The sequence below is a fragment of the Rhizobium sp. Rhizsp42 genome, assembly GCF_047304155.1.
Lineage (GTDB): Bacteria > Pseudomonadota > Alphaproteobacteria > Rhizobiales > Rhizobiaceae > Rhizobium.
This window is the reverse complement of sequence record NZ_JBGLYS010000001.1, coordinates 112,068-126,462: the sequence shown is the minus strand read 5'-3', so window position 1 is coordinate 126,462 and position 14,395 is coordinate 112,068. Positions and strand designations below refer to the sequence as shown.

Here is a 14,395-nt window from a genome sequence, read left to right as displayed (position 1 = left end):
CGGTTCTCCGGCGCAGGGCATTCGAGCGCAGTCCTAGCGCAGCGGGTGGCCCGCCGCCAATCACCTTTTTGCGTCTCGCGTCTCGGGAGCTTGCATGGGCCGATACAACCTGTGTTAATTGTCTGGCAATTCGGATGCCCTAATATACCCACATGCGGATCAGCGTCATCACCAACTGGGCCTACGGAGTGACGGTTGTTCTGACCGTGCTGTCGGGCTCCGCCTTCATCCTGTCTGCCACAAGTGCCACCCGCGAACGGATCGCGGTCGAGGAGCATTTGGCGCTGGACGATCTCGCTGACGAGCTGGCGCTCGGCGCTGAAGAGCGCACCGATGAAGCGCGGCTCTATGTCATGCGCGATGATATCAGGCACCTCGATGCCTTCCAGGGCAAGGAAGGCGAGGAGCGTCAGCGCGAACGTGCGATCAAAGGCGTCCGCGATTTGGGCGCCACGCCCATCGAATTGCAGGCGCTCGAGGACGTCGAGAAAAACGCCGACGTTCTCGACAAGATCGAGGAGGAGGCGATTGCCGCGTATCGCAACGGCGATCAGGCGGGCGCCCGCCAGACCTTGTTTGGCCCGGAACATGACCGCCTCCAGACGGCGCTGCTCGCCGCTGTCACGCGCTTTCGCGATCTCGCGAACGCCCGCACCCAGTCGGTAATGCACGACACGCAGGCGCGCAGCGACTGGTGGGGTTTCATCGCCAAGACGCTGCTTGCCGTCACCGCCGCCCTGTTCTTGAGCGTCCTCTATTTCATCCTGAAGCGCCGCGTCGCCATGCCGTTGATGCGTATGACCGGAATCGTCACGCGCCTTGCCAAGCAGGATTACGCCGTCGACGTGCCGCTCGATCGTCGTCGCGACGAGATCGGCGAAATGAACGAGGCCATCCACATCTTCCGCGAAAACGGGCTGGAGCGCGATCGTCTGGACGCCGAGCGCCGGCGCGACCAGCAGACGAAGGACCTGATCCTGCAGATGATGCACCGCCTGCAGGCCTGTCAGGCACAGGAGGAACTGGCCGAAGTCGTGACGCTTTTCGCCCCGCAGATCTTTCCCGATCTCGCCGGCAACCTCTACATCATGAATGAGAGCCGCTCGACATTGTCGCGCATCTCCTCATGGCACGAGCCGCAGCGCTCCGATCAGGTGTTTCCCGCGACGGCCTGTTGGGGCCTTAGGCGCGGCCGTCCGCATGTGAGCTCGCACGAGCACGGCGACATCAGCTGCCAGCATCTCGACCAATCCGATACGATGGGACTGTGCGTCCCGCTGACGGCGCAGGGCGATGTCGTCGGGCTGCTCTATTTCGAGGAGCGGCCGCAGGGCCATATGGAGGCCGAGGCGTCGCGGCTCTATCTGGAACTCATCGCCGAGAACATCGGCCTCGCCGCCGCCAACCTACAGCTGCGCGACAAGCTGACAAACCTCTCCATTCGCGACGCGCTGACCGGGCTCTATAATAGGCGCTCGCTCGACGAGGACATGAACCAGCATGCCCGCGACCGCGAGCTGGAGCAGCTCAGCTGCATGATGGTCGATATCGATCACTTCAAGCGCTTCAACGACGAGTTCGGCCATGACGCCGGCGACGAGGTTATGCGCTACGTCGCGCAGACCATTCTCGACACCATCGGCGACGCCGGCCGCGCCTACCGCTTCGGCGGCGAGGAGTTCACCGTGCTGCTGCCTGATATCGGCGATGCAGAAGGCTTCGAGATCGCGGAGCGGCTGAGGTCCAATATTCGCGGCCTTGCGCTCTCGCATCGCGGCCGCATTCTCGGGCCAATCTCGGTATCGATCGGCGTCGGCTCACTGGCAGAGGGCGCTGCCGTCTCGACATTGCTGACACGTGCTGACGCGGCATTGCTGCAAGCGAAGGCCCAGGGACGCAACAGGACCGTCACGGCCTCGGTGCTGGTGCCGGATAGCAAGCGGCGTGGCTCCGCCTGAAAGGCGAGGTGATCGCTTACTTCTGCGTAGATCCAAGTCGCACGAGGACCTCGTCCGGAATGCCGTAGCGTTGGATAACGTCGCGAGTGTTGCGCAGACCGCAAATCTCGCGCTGAACGAAGAGATCCCATACGGCATCCGCCGCCTTCCTGAGGCGCGCGTCGCGATCGTCCTGGCCATGGCGCGCCGGATCCCAGCCTTTCAGCTCGGCCAATGCCGCCTCGGCCTTCAGACCGCTGCGTCCAAGCGAGTTCGCCCGCTCCGCTCTCAATTCGTATTCAAGAACATTGAACCCGCCCTCGACCGAGAAGGGCTGCCTCAGCGATTGCGGCGGACGAACGGTCATGACCATACCCTCAGGCTCGCGCACAGATAGGCTGCTGGCGAGCGTCGCTCGGTTGACGAATACCGCGATAGAGTAGGGGCGATCGGCTCGCCGGTAAAGACGCTCGCCGAAGCATGCAAGATGCCTTAGCGAGATCTCGTTATCGATCCCAAGACGCAGCTAGCCGCCTTACTTGGCGGCGGCGTTGCCAACCCGGTTGCCCGCATTCTGCGTCGCATCGACGGTGTTGGCCGCATCCTTGCCCATGCCGCGGATCGTATTGCCGCAGGAGTTGAGGGCCAGCATGACGCAAAGAGCAGCCGCGATCTTCGTGGTGATGGAGGAAGTCATGTCACAATCCTTTTCGTGGAACCTGTGACACAACGCATGGAGCGGCTGCTGGTTGCATTCCATGGTCGCTCACGCCTACCTGTCGCGCTATGGCTGCTCGCGCATTCCGGGCGTCGCTTCCCGCTCGTCGGCATCTTCCAGATCCGTCTTCACGATGAAGGCATCGGTATGCTGTCTCGCTGCTTCCCTGAGCGCCTCGAGGTTCGGCACATCATCACCCTCGATCTGGTCGCCGCCATGATTGATCTCATGCTCGGCCTGCGACCAATGCTCCTCATGACGTCCCTCAGGTCTGCCTTCGCGCTCCCAGATGGCATGGGCGCGGTTGCGAATGTCTTTCTCACGGTCTGACATGATGTTCTCCGATGTTTTCCATCGCTAGAACTGGCGGCAGCAGCAAATGTTCCGCATGCGGTCGAGTGGTTTTCCATCCCCCGCAAGAAATGTGCCTAATGCACAGGAAAGGTGGATTTTTCAGTTGACCGCAATGGGGCGTCTGCATATGTTCCGCGCACTTCCAGACGGGGCCTTTCAGAGACGCCTCGTGACACGGGAGAGCGTAGCTCAGCTGGTAGAGCAACTGACTTTTAATCAGTAGGTCATGGGTTCGAGCCCCATCGCTCTCACCATTAAATCAAATAGTTAGAAGATTTGTGGTGTTTTGGTCGCGGGTCGGAAAATCCGCAACTCTCAAATTTGGGATCAACCCGAGTTGCTGGAGCGCCTTCGGCTCAACGATCGCCGCAAATGCACGAGCAGCAATAAAGTTCCCCAAAAATATTTAATAAAATCAATCGGTTCAATCGCGTTCGCGGCTTAACAAATTGATCCCCGACCCTAAATCTCCCTTATACAAGGAGATGACCATGACTAACGTGATCGAACACACCAATAGCCGCAAGGTGCTGCGTGGCCGTGCCTATAGTCTTACGGAGTTCTCGCGCAAATACAGGCTCGGCCAGGATGAAGCCGTTCGCCTGTTCGAGAAATTCGGCCCGTCCGCCACCGAACTCGATCTGCTGATGGCCGCCAAGCGCCGTCCGCCAGTGTCGCTGGAATCACTTGGCGCCTGATCGGCGCCATCCGCGCCCGGCGTAGAATCACGCGGGCGATCAGCGCTCGCGAGCGGTGATGTGCGGCGTAGGCTCCGCCACAAACTCGACTTTCATTACCAAGATTTCATTTCCATTTGACGTTGCTGCGTGCCAATGCGGTCAACTTGCTAATCCTGCGTTCAGCTTCAGATCGTTATTCCCGAAGCTGACAGTCGTATTGGCTGTATCTGACCGAGGCTGCCCGCATGAACGATATGACAACGCCCAATAAACCCCAGAGCAGGAAGCCCCAGAGCACGGCAACTGCCGATCTCGCCGCTGTCCTTGCCGCTTCCCAGCAGAAGCAGAAGGGCCGGTGGTGGAAGCGCTCGTTGGTTTCGCTCGTCGTCGTCGCGGCTTTGGCAGGCGGATTCTATCTGTATTCGCGCCAGGGCGGCAGCGAGGTGAGCTACACCACGCAGCCGGTCAAGAACGGCGACCTGACCGTGCTTGTGACAGCCACCGGATCGGTACAGCCGACCGAGCAGGTTGATATCTCCAGCGAACTGTCAGGTACCGTGCGCGATGTCAATGTCGACTATAACAGCGAGGTGAAGGCCGGCGACGTGCTCGCGGTGCTCGACACGATCAAGGTAGAGGCCGACGTCAAGAGCACGCAGGCGAAGCTCGATTCGGCGAAGGCGAACGTCGTCAAGGCTACCGCGGATCTGGAGTCCGCCAAGAGCTCCTACGATCGGTATCGAAATCTCGTCCAAAGCAACGTGACGACGCAGCAAAGCCTTGAGGACGCGCGCTACAAATACGATTCGGCCGTCGCCACGAAGGAGATCAACGAAGCCGCTGTGCTGTCGGCGGAAGCCGATCTGCAGCTCGCCCAGGTCAATCTCACCAAGTCCAAGATCGTCTCGCCGATCGATGGCGTCATTCTCACACGCTCCGTCGATCCGGGGGCGACGGTGGCGGCCTCGCTGTCCGCGCCTGTTCTCTTCGTCATCGGCGGCGACCTCAGGCAGATGGAGTTGCAGGTCGATGTCGATGAGGCCGATGTTGGCCAGATCGCGGTCGGTCAGAAAGCGACCTTCACGGTCGATGCCTATCCGGATCGCACATTCCCGGCCGAGATCAAGCAGATCCGCTTTGCCTCGGAAACGACGAATAACGTCGTCACCTACAAGGCCATCCTCTCCGTCGACAACGCCGACCTGCTCCTGCGCCCAGGCATGACGGCGACCGCCGACGTCACTGTCGAAGCGGTCAAGAGCACGCTCATGGTGCCGAATGCCGCCTTGCGCTACGCGCCGCCGGCCACGGAAACCAGACGCAACCGCGGCCTGTTCGGCATGTTCGCTCCCCCGCGCATGGGTCCTCGCGGCGGCAATCAGGGTGGTGGCGAGACCTTGACCGGTGCCAAGCGTCGGGTCTGGGTGCTGAAATCCGGCAAGCCGTCGCCCGTTGTCATCCAGGTTGGCTCCTCCGATGGGCAGTTCACCCAGGTGACGTCAGGCGATCTCAAGGAAAACGAAGCGATCATCACCGATTCGACCGAGCGGTCGAGATAGCGGCGCACCATGACCACGCCGCCTCTCATCGAGTTCAGCAAGGTGTCGAAGATCTACGGTCGCGGCGAAGCCTCGATCCGTGCGCTCGATCATGTCGATCTCGCCATCCGCGAGCACGAGTTCGTCGCGATCATGGGGCCATCGGGCTCCGGCAAGTCGACGGCCATGAACATTCTCGGCTGTCTCGATGTCCCAAGCGCCGGCGATTACCTGTTCCAGGGCATCTCGACCACCGGTTTCGACCGCGCGCAATTGACGATGCTGCGCCGTCACATGCTGGGCTTCGTCTTCCAGGGCTTCAACCTTCTGCCGCGCACGTCGGCAGTCGAGAATGTCGAACTGCCGCTGATCTATCGCGGCGTGCCGGCCGCGGAGCGGCACCGGCTGGCGAAGGAAGCGCTCGGCTTGGTCGGCCTTGGCGGCCGTGAACATCACAAGACGCAGGAGCTGTCCGGCGGCCAGCAGCAGCGCGTCGCCATCGCGCGCGCCATCGTCACGCAGCCGTCCCTGCTTCTCGCCGACGAGCCGACAGGCAATCTCGACACCAAGACCAGCATCGAAATCATGGACCTGATGACGCGGCTGAACCGCGAGCAGGGCATCACCATCGTCATGGTTACGCACGAGCCTGACATCGCGGCCTATGCGCAGCGGCTGCTGCGCTTTGTCGATGGTAAGCTGGAAGCGGAAACAGCGCATCAGGGAAGGGCGGGTCACCATGTTTCTTGAGACGGTCAAGCTCGCGCTGCGCGCCATAAGCCGCAACATGTTGCGGTCGTTCCTGACGGTTCTCGGTGTCGTCATCGGCGTCGCCGCCGTCATCGCGCTGGTCACGATCGGCAACGGCACCACGGCACAGGTCACGTCCGAGCTGTCGCGTCTCGGCACCAACATGCTGTTTGCCCGCCCCGGCCAGTTCGGTCCCGGCCGCGCAAGCTCCGAGGCACGGCGCTTCACCGTGGCAGATGTCGACGCCATCAGCGAGCAGGTGAGCGGGCTGCGGGCCGTGGCGCCGCTCAACCAGACCACAGCGACCGTCATCTATGGGGGGCAGAGCCACTCGACGACGGTGATGGGCACGACCAACGATTATTTCACCGCACAGGACTGGGATATCGCCTCGGGTCGCACTTTCGATGCCGCCGAAGAGCGCGGCCGCGCGCGCTGCATTCTCGGCGAAACCGTCCGTTCGCAGCTCTTCGGGTCCGCCGATCCGATCGGCCAGCAGGTGCGCGTCGGCAAGGTCTCCTGCGGCGTCATCGGCGTTCTGGCCAAGCGCGGACAATCCGGCATGGGCACCGACCAGGACGATGTCGTCATCGTACCGATCAAGGTCTACCAGCGCCGTATCGGCGGCAAGGCCAATGCCAATGTCTCGATGATCCTGATCTCGGCGCGCGATGGCGTTGCCACATCCAAGGTCCAGTCGGACACGGAAAACCTGCTGCGCGAACGCCGCAAGATCATCCCCGGCCGCGAAGACGATTTCAACGTCAACGACATGACCCAGATCGCAGCCGCGATGACCGGCACGACGACGTTGCTCACCAGCCTGCTTGGCGCGGTTGCCGCGATCAGCCTGCTCGTGGGCGGCATCGGCATCATGAACATCATGCTGGTCTCGGTGACCGAGCGCACGCGCGAAATTGGCATTCGCCTGGCGATCGGCGCGCTGGAGCGGCAGGTGTTGATGCAGTTTCTGGTCGAGGCGGTGGCGCTGTCGATATTCGGTGGCATGAGCGGCATTCTGCTCGGGCTGGGGCTCGGCTTCGGCGCCGTCTCCCTACTCAAGGTGCCGTTCGTGGTCAGCCCGACGATGATCATCGTCGCCTTCGCCTTTTCCGCCGCGATCGGCATGATCTTCGGCTATTTCCCTGCAAGGCGAGCCGCCCAGCTCAATCCGATCGATGCGCTGCGGCACGAGTAAGTCGCTGTAAAATAACGGCTCTCGCTGCAGCCTAATATATCATGGCAACCTGCCATTGAATCCGTTAACGCGGGGCTTATGATATATCAGCTCGAATCACGGATCCGCGATGCCGAACTCCTCACAGAGCCATCTTGCCTATCTGGCGCTGGAACATGCCATCGTGACCTTGGCACTGACACCTGGTGCGCTCGTCAATGAAAAGCAGTTGATCGATCTCTCCGGACACGGCCGTACGCCGGTACGCGAGGCGATCCAGAAGCTGGCATGGCAGGGATTGATCGTGGTGAAGCCGCGCGTCGGCCTGCAGATCGCCGAGATCAAGCCGACCGACCACGCCCATGTCATGCAGGTTCGCCGTGAGCTCGAACCGATTGCCGCGGCACTCGTTGCCGAACAGGCGACCGACGGGCAGCGCAACCAGCTGGTCGAATGCGCACGCGCCATGAACAATTGCGCCGTCAGCGGCGATCTCGCGGGCTTCTTCGCAGCCGACAAGGCTTTCGACGAGATCCTTGAAGAGTCCTGTCCCAATGCCTTCATCACTTCGGCGCTCGGCCCGGTGCAGACCCATTCGCGCCGCCTCTGGTATTCGAAGGCGAGCCCGGAGCGCATGGATCGGTCGATTTCGCTGCACGTTGCCGTTATCCGCGCGATCCAGCAGGGCAAGGCGACTGAAGCACGCAAGGCCATGACGACATTGATCGATTATCTCGGCCAGAAATGAAAACGGCCCCGTTTCCGGAGCCGTTGTTCTAAGGATGTGATGGTCGATCAGCCGACGAAGGCGCGCTCGATGACGAACTGCGCCGGCTTGCTGTTCGCGCCTTCTTCAAGGCCAGCCTGCTCAAGCAGTTCCTTGGTGTCCTTCAGCATCGCCGAAGAGCCGCAAATCATGCCGCGGTCGATCTCGGGATCGAGCTTGGGAACGCCGAGGTCGGTGAACAGCTTGCCTGAGGAGATCAGGTCGGTGATCCGGCCGCGATACTCGAAGTCCTCGCGCGTCACCGTTGCGTAGTGCAGCAGCTTGTCGCCGACCACTTCCTGCAAGAGTTCGTCGTTCTGGATCTCGTGAACCAGATCGAAGCCGTATTTCAGTTCGGCTATATTGCGCGTGGTGTGGGTCAGGATGACCTGGTCGAACTTCTCGTAGGTCTCCGGATCGCGGATGAGGCTGGCAAAGGGCGCGATGCCGGTGCCGGTCGAGAACATGTAGAGACGACGGCCGGGCGTCAGCGCGTCGAGCACCAACGTACCCGTCGGCTTCTTGCGCATCAGCACCTGGTCGCCGGGCTTGATGGCCTGCAGGTGCGAGGTCAGCGGACCATCGGGAACCTTGATGGAGAAGAATTCGAGTTCTTCGGCCCAGGCGGGGCTGGCGATCGAGTAGGCGCGGAAGATCGGTTTGCCCTCGACCATGAGACCGATCATCGCGAATTCGCCCGAGCGGAAGCGGAAACCTTCAGGACGCGTCATTGTGAAGCGGAACAGGTTGTCCGTGTAATGCGTGACGCTGAGAACGGTTTCGGCGAATACGCCGGCAGGGATTGGGGCTGCGAATTCTTCGGTCTTTGCAGGGGCGTTCATTGCGGTATCGGATCCCGTAGTTCGTCGATCATCAATTCGATGCGAGCGAGATATTACAAATAGGCGGCGGATTAAAGGTATTCCATTCCCTCTGTGGCGAGTTGCATGAAATATGCATGTTATCGTCAGGTTTGGGAAACCCGATGTGCATCATTCGCTTTTGCTCTGGCGAAGCCTGACAAAGGATGCATATTAGGCCGAAATCGCGCCTCGGGGGTGCGGATTGCTTATGGCAACTCGGGGAAACATGAAGATTTTCAATTACAAGCGCGTACCCTACGCGGAAATGCGCGCATTTTCCGTCCATATTTTGACGGCCTCCGGTTCCTTCCTTGCTTTCCTCGGCGTCGTCGCCGCCGCCGAGCATCGTTTCGTCGACATGTTCTGGTGGCTTGGGCTCGCACTTCTGGTCGATGGTATCGACGGGCCGATCGCGCGCAAGGTCAAGGTCAAGGAAGTGCTGCCGAACTGGTCTGGCGATACGCTCGACAACATCATCGATTACGTCACTTACGTCCTGTTGCCGGCCTTTGCGCTCTATCAGAGTGGCATGATCGGCGAGCCATGGTCCTTCGTGGCCGCCGGCATGATCGTCGTGTCGAGCGCCATCTATTACGCCGACATGGGGATGAAGACGGAGGAGTATTTCTTCTCAGGCTTCCCCGTTGTCTGGAACATGATCGTCTTCACGCTGTTCGTCATGGATGCCAGCGCCACGACGGCGCTCGTCGTCGTCACCGTGTCGGTGATCCTGACCTTCCTGCCGATCAACTTCCTGCATCCGGTGCGCGTCCAGCGCCTGCGTCCGCTCAATCTCGGCATCTTCTTCCTGTGGTCGGCGCTCGGCATCTATGCGCTGCTGATGCATTTCGTCGTGCCGCAATGGGCGCTCGTTCTTTTCGTTCTGAGCGGTATCTATCTCTACTGCATCGGCGCCGTCCTGCAGTTCCTGCCGGCGCTGGGACGCCGCGCTTAGGGGAATTAGGCATAGGAGAGCTGGAATGACGAAGACACAGGCGGTCGTGCTGAATGGGACCGGCGGTCCCGAAGTTCTCGATTATGTCGATATCGACCTGCCGCCGCCCGGCGCCGGCGAAGTTCAGATACGGCACGCGGCGATCGGCCTGAATTTCATCGACGTCTATTTCCGCACCGGCCTCTACAAGGCGCCGCATATGCCCTTCGTTCCGGGCAAGGAAGCTGCCGGCACCGTGACGGCGGTCGGTCCCGGCGTTTCGGATTTCAAGGTCGGCGACCGCGTCGCCTATGCCGGCTCCGACGGCGCCTACAGCATCGAGCGCAACATCGAGACCAGGCATCTGGTCAAAGTGCCCGATGGCATAGGGCTCGATACTGCCGCGGCGATGATGCTGAAGGGCATGACGGCACAGTATCTGCTGAACCGCACCTTCAAGGTCGGCCCTGATACCACGCTGCTCTTCCACGCCGCCGCCGGCGGCGTCGGCCTGATCGCCGGTCAGTGGGCCAAGGCGCTTGGCGCGACTGTCGTCGGTACGGTTGGCTCGGACGCCAAGGCTGAGCTCGCACGCGAGCATGGCTACGACCACGTCATCAACTACAACACCGAGGATTTCGTCGCGCGTGTGTCGGAGATCACGGGCGGCAAGGGCGTCGACGTGGTCTACGATTCGATCGGTCGCGACACCTTCCCGCAATCACTCGACTGCCTGAAACGCTTGGGCATGTTCGTATCCTTCGGCCAGTCATCCGGGCCGATCGAGGATTTCACCCTGGCGTTGCTGGCGCAGAAGGGCTCGCTCTTTGCGACCCGTCCGACGCTTTTCACCTATATCGCCACGAGGGATGAGCTAACTGATTGTGCAAACGCATTATTTGATGTTGTTTTGAGCAACAAAGTGCGTATCAATGTCAATCAGACCTATCCGTTGCGCGAGGTTGGGCGAGCCCATACGGAACTGGAAGCTAGAAAAACGACCGGAGCGACGCTGCTGATCCCAGAATGATCCTGAAGGGGCAGGTCGGCAGTGGGAAATGAGGGGAAAGTGTCGTCATCGACTGTGCCGGCATCAGGCGCGTTATTGTCCGTCCAGAAACTGACAAAGCTCTTCGGCAGCTTTGCTGCCTGCAACCACATAGACCTCGAGATCGCTCCCGGCGAAATCCATGCATTGCTAGGCGAAAACGGCGCGGGAAAATCCACGCTGGTCAAGATGCTGTTCGGCGTCCTTGAGCCGAGCGAGGGCGATATCGTCTGGGAGGGACGTCCGGTCGCGATCAACTCGCCCGGAGCCGCGCGCAAGCTCGGCATCGGCATGGTGTTCCAGCATTTCTCGCTGTTCGAAGCGCTCACCGTTGCCGAAAACATCGCACTCTCTCTCGATGATAGCATCCCGATCGGCAAGATCGCCGAGGAGGCGAGGGCGCTGTCGCAGGCCTATGGCCTGCCGCTCGACCCACACGCCCATGTGGCGGATCTGTCCGTTGGCGAGCGCCAGCGCATCGAGATCGTCCGCGCGCTCTTGCAAAACCCGAAGCTGATCATTCTCGACGAGCCGACCTCGGTGCTGACGCCGCAGGAAGCAGACAAGATGTTCGAGACGCTGTTCAAGCTCAAGGCCGAGGGCCGCTCGGTGCTTTACATCAGCCACCGCCTGGAAGAGGTGCAGCGCATCTGCGACCGCGCCACGGTGCTACGCCATGGCAAGGTCACCGGCGCTTGCGTACCGGCCGATGAAACGCCGGCCTCACTTGCGCGCATGATGGTCGGCAACGACGTGGCTTCCGTCACCCACCCCGATCGCGGCGCCAAGGGTCCCGTCCAGCTTGCCGTCTCCGGCCTCTCCGTCGCCCCGCGCACGCCCTTCGCCATGCCGCTGAAGGACGTGTCGATGACGGTCTGTTCCGGTCAGATCCTTGCGATCGCAGGCGTTGCCGGAAACGGGCAGGGCGAGTTGTTCGATGCGCTCTCGGGCGAGTATCCGGTATCAAAGCCCGAAGCCGTCGTCATCCGCAACAAGCCTGTCGGAAACCAGGGGATCACCGCGCGCCGCCTGCTCGGCGCCGGTTTCGTGCCTGAGGAGCGCCACGGTCACGCCGCCGTCTCCGCGATGAAGCTTTCCGACAACCTCGTGCTCGCCCGCAGCAAATCCGACCGCAAGGCGTTTCTATCGGGCGGCTTCCTCAAGATCATCCGCCGGAGCGCCGTCAAGAACGCCACGAAGCGTATTTCCGAGGAGATGGATGTTCGCAAGAGCGGCGAGGATCCGGCAGCCGGCTCGCTCTCGGGCGGCAACCTGCAGAAATTCATCGTCGGCCGCGAGCTCGACCGCCAGCCGGCCGTCCTCGTCGTCAACCAGCCGACCTGGGGCGTGGACGCCGGTGCAGCCAGCCGCATCCGCCAGGCCCTCGTCGATCTCGCCCGCAACGGTTCGGCGGTTGTCGTCATCAGCCAGGATCTGGACGAGATTTTCGAGGTCGCCACCGAAATCGCCGTCATTTCCGAGGGACGCCTGTCGTCGCCATTCCCTGCGGGCGAGCTGACGCGCGAGAAGATCGGCCTGCTGATGGGCGGCCTGCATGAAAGCAAGACCGCGCCGGAGACCACGCATGCGCATTGAACTCGAAAAGCGTCCGCAAGCGTCGAAGCTCTACGGTCTCGTCTCGCCGCTGCTGGCGCTCATTCTGACGCTGGTTGCCGGCGCGATCATGTTCGAGATTTTGGGCAAGGATCCGATCGAGGCGCTCGACGCCTTCTTCCTGGAGCCGCTGCTCGAAGTCTGGTCGCTGCACGAGCTGGCGATCAAGGCCGCACCTTTGATCATGATCGCCGTCGGCTTGGCCGTCTGTTATCGCTCCAACAACTGGAACATCGGCGCCGAGGGCCAGTTCACCATGGGCGCGATCACCGGCTCGATCCTGCCGATCCTGTTCACCGAGTGGCATTCGCCCCTGGTGTTGCCGCTGATGCTGATCATGGGCGCTCTCGGCGGAGCGCTGTTCGCCGGCATCCCGGCGCTGCTCAAGGCGCACTTCAACACCAATGAAATCCTGACCAGCCTGATGCTGGTCTATATCGCGCAGCTCTTTCTCGACTGGCTGATCCGCGGCGCCTGGCGCAATCCCGCCGGCTTCAACTTCCCCGAAAGCGTCTCATTTCCGCCCGAAGCGGTGCTTCCGGCGATCTGGGAAGAATCCGGCCGCGCCCACTGGGCCTTCGTCTTCGCGATCATTGCCGCGATCCTCGTCTGGTTCATGCTGAAATACACGCTGAAGGGCTTCGAGATCGTCGTCCTCGGACAGTCGGAACGGGCAGGGCGCTTTGCCGGTTTCTCCTCGAAGAAGATGATCTGGTTCAGCTTCCTGTTCTCGGGCGCGCTGGCCGGTCTCGCCGGCATCTCGGAAGTCTCGGGCTCGATCGGCCACCTGCAGCCGGCGATCTCGCCGGGCTACGGCTTCACGGCGATCATCGTCGCCTTCCTCGGACGCCTCAACCCGCTCGGCATCATCGCCTCCGGCCTGGTGCTGGCGCTGACCTATCTCGGCGGCGAGGCGGCGCAGCTGTCGATCGGTGTCTCCGACAAGGTCACCCGCGTTTTCCAGGGGCTGCTGTTGTTCTTCGTCCTGTCCTGCGACACGCTGATCGCCTACAAGATCCGCATCGTCTGGTCGCGTGTCCGGGGAGGCGTCGCATGAGCATTTTCGAAGCCATCCTGCTGACAGTCATCACCGCTTCGACGCCGCTCGTCATCGCCGCCCTCGGCGAACTGGTGACTGAACGTTCCGGCGTGCTGAACCTCGGCGTCGAGGGAATGATGATCATGGGCGCCGTCGCGGCCTTCGCCGGGGCTCAGATATCGGGTTCGCCCTATATCGGGCTTCTCGCCGGTATCGCCATGGGCGCCATCTTCTCGCTGCTCTTCGCCTTCCTGACGCTGACGCTGGTCGCCAACCAGGTGGCAACAGGTCTTGCGCTCACCATCCTCGGCCTCGGCCTGTCGGGCATGCTGGGCGAGGGGTATGTCAGCGTGCCCGGCGTGCGGCTCGCACCGATCGTCGTACCCTACCTCTCCGAACTTCCCTTCGTCGGCTCGGTGCTCTTCAAGCAGGATCTGACCTTCTACCTGTCGCTGGCGCTTCTCTTCGGCGTCAGCTGGTTCCTGTTTCGCAGCCGCGCTGGTCTCAAGCTGCGCGCCATCGGCGACAGCCACGGCTCGGCGCATGCGCTTGGGATTAGCGTCATCCGCACGCGCTATCTCGCGGTGATGTTCGGCGGCGCCTGCGCCGGGCTTGCCGGTGCGCAGCTTTCGCTCGTCTATACGCCGCAATGGGTGGAGAACATGTCATCAGGTCGCGGCTGGATCACGCTGGCGCTGGTCGTCTTCGCCTCCTGGCGTCCGTGGCGGGTCTTCGCCGGCGGCTATCTATTCGGTGCCGTCACCATCCTGCAGCTGCATGCCCAGGCCTTCGGTATCGGTATTCCGGCGCAGTTCCTGTCGATGCTGCCTTATGCGGCCACTATTGTGGTTCTCGTCATCATTTCTCATAATCGGCGCACGACGCTGATCAACACGCCGGCGTCCCTGGGAAAACCATTCGTCCCGGAACGATAGAACAAGAACAAACGAACTCAGAAATTCCAAACCACAGGGGTT

At 61.6% G+C, this 14,395-nt stretch carries 14 protein-coding genes, 1 tRNA gene and 1 pseudogene; 12 read left to right on the top strand and 4 right to left on the bottom strand.

Features of this window, described 5'->3' with window-relative positions:
* Nucleotides 1–152 precede the first annotated feature (152 nt).
* Nucleotides 153–1,958 carry a diguanylate cyclase gene (locus ACCD05_RS00630; RefSeq protein ID WP_413390534.1) on the top strand — a complete coding sequence of 602 codons (1,806 nt, stop codon included), beginning with the start codon at nt 153–155 and terminating at the stop codon, nt 1,956–1,958.
* Between the two features lie 16 nt (nt 1,959–1,974).
* On the opposite strand, the gene ACCD05_RS00625 is transcribed toward ACCD05_RS00630, so the two are convergent.
* From ACCD05_RS00625 to ACCD05_RS00615, 3 genes and pseudogenes are all read right to left on the bottom strand, one after another.
* Nucleotides 1,975–2,304: a DUF6665 family protein gene (locus ACCD05_RS00625; RefSeq protein WP_413390532.1), complete on the bottom strand. Its 330-nt coding sequence runs from the start codon at nt 2,302–2,304 to the stop codon at nt 1,975–1,977.
* Between the two features lie 168 nt (nt 2,305–2,472).
* The gene (locus tag ACCD05_RS00620) at nt 2,473–2,634 is read right to left on the bottom strand and encodes an entericidin (RefSeq protein ID WP_413390530.1); all 162 of its coding nucleotides are present in this window, start codon (nt 2,632–2,634) and stop codon (nt 2,473–2,475) included.
* Nucleotides 2,635–2,721: 87 nt separating this feature from the next.
* Nucleotides 2,722–2,979 (bottom strand): annotated as a pseudogene (locus ACCD05_RS00615) (DUF2934 domain-containing protein); the annotation flags it as partial.
* Between the two features lie 208 nt (nt 2,980–3,187).
* Between ACCD05_RS00615 and ACCD05_RS00610 the strand changes: the two are divergent.
* The 6 genes from ACCD05_RS00610 (at nt 3,188) to ACCD05_RS00585 (ending at nt 7,902) form a co-directional block, all read left to right on the top strand.
* Nucleotides 3,188–3,263, top strand: a tRNA-Lys gene (locus ACCD05_RS00610).
* Nucleotides 3,264–3,500: 237 nt separating this feature from the next.
* Complete coding sequence (locus tag ACCD05_RS00605) at nt 3,501–3,707, top strand: hypothetical protein (protein ID WP_018899952.1); 207 nt, start codon at nt 3,501–3,503, stop codon at nt 3,705–3,707.
* A gap of 227 nt (nt 3,708–3,934) precedes the next feature.
* Nucleotides 3,935–5,248, top strand: coding sequence for an efflux RND transporter periplasmic adaptor subunit (locus tag ACCD05_RS00600; RefSeq protein ID WP_413390528.1), 1,314 nt, complete (start codon nt 3,935–3,937; stop codon nt 5,246–5,248).
* Nucleotides 5,249–5,257: 9 nt separating this feature from the next.
* On the top strand, nt 5,258–5,977 hold the full coding sequence (locus ACCD05_RS00595) for an ABC transporter ATP-binding protein (protein ID WP_413390526.1): 720 nt from the start codon (nt 5,258–5,260) through the stop codon (nt 5,975–5,977).
* Nucleotides 5,967–7,175: an ABC transporter permease gene (locus ACCD05_RS00590; protein WP_018899949.1), complete on the top strand. Its 1,209-nt coding sequence runs from the start codon at nt 5,967–5,969 to the stop codon at nt 7,173–7,175. Before ACCD05_RS00595 ends, ACCD05_RS00590 begins: the two co-directional genes overlap by 11 nt.
* Before the next feature lie 109 nt (nt 7,176–7,284).
* Nucleotides 7,285–7,902: a GntR family transcriptional regulator gene (locus ACCD05_RS00585; RefSeq protein WP_413390524.1), complete on the top strand. Its 618-nt coding sequence runs from the start codon at nt 7,285–7,287 to the stop codon at nt 7,900–7,902.
* Nucleotides 7,903–7,949: 47 nt separating this feature from the next.
* On the opposite strand, the gene ACCD05_RS00580 is transcribed toward ACCD05_RS00585, so the two are convergent.
* The gene (locus ACCD05_RS00580; protein ID WP_112979677.1) at nt 7,950–8,762 is read right to left on the bottom strand and encodes a ferredoxin--NADP reductase; all 813 of its coding nucleotides are present in this window, start codon (nt 8,760–8,762) and stop codon (nt 7,950–7,952) included.
* Between the two features lie 247 nt (nt 8,763–9,009).
* Between ACCD05_RS00580 and pcsA the strand changes: the two genes are divergently transcribed.
* Genes pcsA through ACCD05_RS00555 form a run of 5 tightly spaced genes read left to right on the top strand, consistent with a single transcriptional unit; the run spans nt 9,010 to nt 14,353 of the window.
* Nucleotides 9,010–9,738, top strand: coding sequence for a phosphatidylcholine synthase (pcsA, locus tag ACCD05_RS00575; protein WP_018899946.1), 729 nt, complete (start codon nt 9,010–9,012; stop codon nt 9,736–9,738).
* 25 nt (nt 9,739–9,763) lie between these two features.
* Nucleotides 9,764–10,747 carry a quinone oxidoreductase family protein gene (locus ACCD05_RS00570; protein WP_413390521.1) on the top strand — a complete coding sequence of 328 codons (984 nt, stop codon included), beginning with the start codon at nt 9,764–9,766 and terminating at the stop codon, nt 10,745–10,747.
* 39 nt (nt 10,748–10,786) lie between these two features.
* Nucleotides 10,787–12,361 (top strand): ABC transporter ATP-binding protein, encoded by a 1,575-nt coding sequence (locus ACCD05_RS00565; protein WP_413390519.1) that lies wholly within the window; start codon nt 10,787–10,789, stop codon nt 12,359–12,361.
* Entirely contained in the window at nt 12,351–13,436 is a 1,086-nt protein-coding gene (locus ACCD05_RS00560; protein ID WP_413390517.1) for an ABC transporter permease, read from the top strand. The genes ACCD05_RS00565 and ACCD05_RS00560 overlap by 11 nt, the downstream gene beginning before the upstream one ends.
* Complete coding sequence (locus tag ACCD05_RS00555) at nt 13,433–14,353, top strand: ABC transporter permease (protein ID WP_413390515.1); 921 nt, start codon at nt 13,433–13,435, stop codon at nt 14,351–14,353. The genes ACCD05_RS00560 and ACCD05_RS00555 overlap by 4 nt, the downstream gene beginning before the upstream one ends.
* Nucleotides 14,354–14,395: the final 42 nt, after the last annotated feature.